At 70.4% G+C, this 3,508-nt stretch carries 6 protein-coding genes; all 6 read right to left on the reverse strand.

The annotated features are described in order from the left end of the window. The coding region (locus tag A9X04_RS02130) for a DUF6779 domain-containing protein (RefSeq protein ID WP_369828909.1) at window positions 1-741 on the reverse strand (741 nt) is incomplete at its 3' end. An 86-nt stretch (window positions 742-827) separates the two neighbouring features. Beyond that, window positions 828-1,304, reverse strand: coding sequence for a DUF3180 domain-containing protein (locus A9X04_RS02135; RefSeq protein ID WP_067917284.1), 477 nt, complete (start codon window positions 1,302-1,304; stop codon window positions 828-830). After that, window positions 1,304-1,852: a 2-amino-4-hydroxy-6-hydroxymethyldihydropteridine diphosphokinase gene (folK, locus tag A9X04_RS02140; RefSeq protein ID WP_067917286.1), complete on the reverse strand. Its 549-nt coding sequence runs from the start codon at window positions 1,850-1,852 to the stop codon at window positions 1,304-1,306. Before folK ends, A9X04_RS02135 begins: the two co-directional genes overlap by 1 nt. Next, a complete protein-coding gene (folB, locus tag A9X04_RS02145) occupies window positions 1,849-2,250 on the reverse strand; it encodes a dihydroneopterin aldolase (RefSeq protein WP_067917288.1) in 402 nt (133 codons plus the stop codon). The genes folK and folB overlap by 4 nt, the downstream gene beginning before the upstream one ends. Then, a complete protein-coding gene (gene folP, locus A9X04_RS02150; protein ID WP_067917290.1) occupies window positions 2,243-3,076 on the reverse strand; it encodes a dihydropteroate synthase in 834 nt (277 codons plus the stop codon). The genes folB and folP overlap by 8 nt, the downstream gene beginning before the upstream one ends. A gap of 18 nt (window positions 3,077-3,094) precedes the next feature. Further along, window positions 3,095-3,508 (reverse strand): GTP cyclohydrolase I FolE (gene folE, locus A9X04_RS02155; RefSeq protein ID WP_067917292.1); only part of this gene is annotated, 414 nt, incomplete at its 5' end.

Genomic DNA, 3,508 nt, shown 5'->3' on the forward strand with positions numbered 1-3,508 from the left:
CGCCGGCTCTGGCTGGGAGGGCGGCGGCGGCTCCTGCGGCGCTTCGTACTGGTAATGGGGCCGCTCCCGGCGGGGCTGAGGCTGGGTCTGGGGCTGCCGGGGCGGCAACAGCGGTTCCTCGGGGACGTCGATGATCGCCGTTTCGTCGGCGCGGCCGGTCGCGTTGTCCTGGGGGGCGGACGTGACCCGGTCGCTGGCCACCCAGTCGTAAGGCGCGTCGCGCGGGGTCTCGCCGTTGCGGTCCCACTCGCTGTACGCGCGCTCGGGCGCCGCCTCGGTCTCCGGCTTCTCCAGGGCCGGCCGCTGGGCGAGATCGGTGTCGAACAGGATCTCCAGGCTGGTGCGCAGCGCGCTCAGCTCCGCGCGCAGTTCGGCCAGGTCGTCGGCGGCCTGGGCGCGCAGCTCGGAGGCCAGCTCGCGGCGTAGCTGGGACTCCACGGTCAGCTCGTACTCGCGCCGGGCCGAGATCTCCCGGTCGAGCTGCAGGTCGTACACCAGCTTCAGGTCGCGGACGCGGGACTGGTCCGCGTCACTCTGGCGGCGGTACAGCACCGACACGAAGGCACCGGCGACTGCGGCCCACAGCGCCAGGATCACAGCGAGCTTGAGGAGTTCCACCCGATTGGTGAAAACCAGCGCGGAGCTGGCCCCTATCGCAAGGACCAGCAACGCCGTCAAGAGCACCCACCCCGGCCTGCGGCCGCCGCGCCGAACCCGGGCGCCGCGGGACAGAACGGTCATGGCCTGACTGTACCTGCGCGAGGTCAATCCGCGTGTCGCCCTACTCCGGCGATTCTCACGCGGGTTGCGGGGGTGTGAGCAGCGGGTTAGTTTTCCGCCCCCTCGCCGTGCTCGGGTTGATCCGGCGGCGACTTGCAGCAATGCTGCAACCACAGCGCGGCGACGAGTAGCGCCAGTGCGCTGACGGCCGCGACCACGGTGCCGGTCGTGTCCTCGGCGGCCGCCCGCAGCCAGGATCGCCGCGGCAGGAAGTACACCAGCACCCCTACCCACCAACCCAGCGTCAGCGCGCCCACCCAGGCCGACGCCTTGGCGACCATCAGGCCACGCGCCACGGCCAGCGGGTGCAGCCAGCCGGGGCCGACGCCGATCTCGCCGTCGTTGATCTTGGCCCGCACGTGGCGCGCCCACAGCGCCTCGGCGACGCCCACCGCGAGCAACGACAGGCCCGTCCACACCGTGATCGGTGGGAACCACCGGTAGAGGGCGTTCACCAGCAGATAACCCACCACCGCAGCGCCGACCACCGCGGCCGTCAGGTCACGTTTTCTGGTCGGTCCCATCAGGTTTCCGGTTCCGGGTCGGCCGGCGGCCTGCCCGCCCGGTCGAGTGTGAGGCTGGTCAGCCGGACGCTTTCCCGGTCGGCCGGGTCCAGCTCGGCCAGCAGGCTCGCGACGGGCCGCGGACCCTCGGCGACGGTCAGCTGGGCGTCGGGGTCGATGGCCAGCCACGGGATCATGACGAAAGCCCGCAGGTGGGCCAGCGGGTGCGGCAGCGTCAGATTGTTCTCGCGGGAGGTCACCTCCGCCTCGTCGTAGCAGGCGATCAGGTCGACGTCGAGGGTGCGCGGGCCCCAGCGCTCACCGCGGACCCGCCCGGCCGCGCGCTCGAACTCCTGGGCCCGGCGCAGCCAGCCCTGCGCGTCGCACGCCGGGTCGTTGGCGATCAGCACCGCGTTGAGAAACGGCGCCTGATCGACCCGGCCCCACGGGTCGGTCTCGTACACCGGCGACACCGCAAGCACCTTCTCGCCCAGCCCGTCGACGACCGACTGCAACCGCGCGAGGCGGTCCCCCAGGTTGGATCCGACGGACAGCACCACCCATGTCATATGCGCCGCTCCGCCGGGACCACCGAACCGCGGCCGCCGCGGCGCGACCGTCGCACCACCACCGCGACGTCGGCGAACTGCTGCGGAATGGGTGCCCGCGGCTTGTGCACCACCACCTCTACCGCGTGGACGCGCTCGTCTTGCATCACCCGGTCGGCGATCTCGCCGCCCACCGCTTCGATCAGGTTGCGCGGCGGCCCGGCCACGACGTCGGCCGCGAGCTGGGCCAGGGCGCCGTAGTCGTAGGTGTCGGCCAGTTCGTCGCTTTCAGCGGCCCCGGCAAGGTCGATCCACACCGTCATATCCACGACGAAGTCCTGCCCGTCGGCGCGCTCGTGTTCGAAAACTCCGTGTCGCCCACGAATCGTCAACCCCCGCAATTCGATTCGATCAGCCATCGTCTCCAGCCAGCTCGGTCTGCTGCGTTTCGGTTTGCGCCCACGCCTCCACCACCTTGAGGGCGTCGGCCGTCGCCCGCACGTCGTGCACGCGGACACCCCATGCCCCGTGCAGCGCCGCCAGCGCGGAGATCACCGCCGTCGCCGTCTCGCGGCCGTCGGGCGGACGCGGCGAGCCATCCGGCCCGGCCAACAACGTACCGAGGAACCGTTTGCGCGACGCGCCCAGGAGCACCGGGATTCCGGTGGCGACGAATTGCGGCAGCGCGCGCAGCAACGCCCAATTGTGTTGCCCCGTCTTGGCGAACCCGAGACCCGGGTCGATCACCAGCTTGGCGGGGTCGACGCCCGCCGCGACGGCGGCGTCCACGCTGGCCAACAGCTCGGCGCGCACTTCGGCCACCACGTCGTCGTAATGCGGGGCCGCGTGCGGGCGGTCGGCCGACACCGAGCGCCAATGCATCAGCACCCAGGGCACGCCGGCGTCGGCGAGCAACGGCGCCATCGCGGGATCGGCCCGCCCGCCCGACACGTCGTTGACGATCCGCGCGCCGTTCTGCAACGCCGCTTGCGCGACCTCGGCGTGCATGGTGTCGATGCTTACCGTGATCCCTTCCGCCACAAGCTCTTTGACGACGGGAATCACCCGGGAAGTCTCGACGCGGGAATCGATGCGCGCGGCACCGGGCCGGGTCGACTCGCCGCCGACGTCGACTATGTCCGCGCCGTCCGCGGCGAGCGCCAGTCCGTGCGCCACCGCGTTACCGGTATCGAGATAGCGGCCGCCATCGGAGAACGAGTCGTCAGTGACGTTCAGAACTCCCATAACCTGCACAGGCGCGACTCACTTACGCAGGATGAGGTCGAGCGCTTCGGCTCGAGAAGCGGCGTTGGTCTTGAACAGCCCGCGTACCGCAGAGGTGGTGGTGACCGCGCCGGGCTTACGGACGCCGCGCATGGCCATGCACAGGTGCTCGGCCTCGATCACGACGATCACCCCGCGCGGATTGAGCTTCTTCATCAGGGCGTCGGCGATCTGGCTGGTGAGCCGTTCCTGCACCTGTGGCCGCTTGGCATAGAGGTCGACCAGTCGCGCGATCTTGGACAAACCAGTGACCCGTCCGTCGGCGCCGGGGATGTAGCCGACATGCGCCACACCGTGAAACGACACCAGGTGGTGTTCGCAGGTGGAGTACAGCGGGATCTCCTTGACCAGCACCAGTTCGTCGTGTTCCTCGTCGAACATCGTGTTCAGGAC

Source organism: Mycobacterium sp. E3247 (genome assembly GCF_001667785.1).
In the GTDB taxonomy this organism is placed as follows: Bacteria; Actinomycetota; Actinomycetes; order Mycobacteriales; family Mycobacteriaceae; genus Mycobacterium.